This is a genomic window from Bacillus sp. LR--39, assembly GCF_053613335.1.
Genome location: NZ_JBSIOT010001290.1, coordinates 1 through 582, shown reverse-complemented (window position 1 = coordinate 582; position 582 = coordinate 1). Strand labels below are relative to the sequence as shown.

The 582-nt window shown below is 40.9% G+C and carries 1 pseudogene; it reads left to right on the top strand.

Going from position 1 to position 582, the window contains the following annotated elements:
* Positions 1-133: 133 nt before the first annotated feature.
* Positions 134-582 (top strand): annotated as a pseudogene (locus tag ACWHAR_RS30030) (pentapeptide repeat-containing protein); the annotation flags it as partial.

The following is a 582-nucleotide window of genomic DNA, read 5'->3' as shown; positions in this document are numbered from 1 at the left end:
CAATCATCATGATTGGATATATTATACATCGCTAGACCACTGAAACCTTGAAAACAAAATGAAAAGTATCCTTTTTCCTATATAATCAAATAGATATATTTAACAAAGTACCCAAGTGAAGGGGTGAACATTATTGTCTGCGGAAGTAACGTTACATGACAATATACATCATAATTTAAGTGCGGATTGCCAGCACTGTTTTGGCCTGTGCTGTGTCGCCTTGCCTTATGCGAAGTCGGCAGATTTTGCTTTTGATAAAGACGGGGGCACGCCTTGCCGCAACTTACAATCAAACTATCAATGTTCTATACATAAAGATCTCAGAGAAAAAGGATTTCGAGGCTGCTCTGCATATGAATGCTTTGGCGCCGTCCAAAAAGTATCCCAAATCACTTATGAGGGAAAGGATTGGCGAAGCAGCCCCGAAACGGCCAACCAGATGTTTGACGTTTTTCCTATCATGCAGCAGCTGCACGAAATGCTCTGGTATTTACATGAAGCTCTTTCTATAGATATAGCCAAGCCGATTCATCCTGAACTGAGAACCACTTTCGAAAAAATAGAAAAGCTCACCAGACTCAG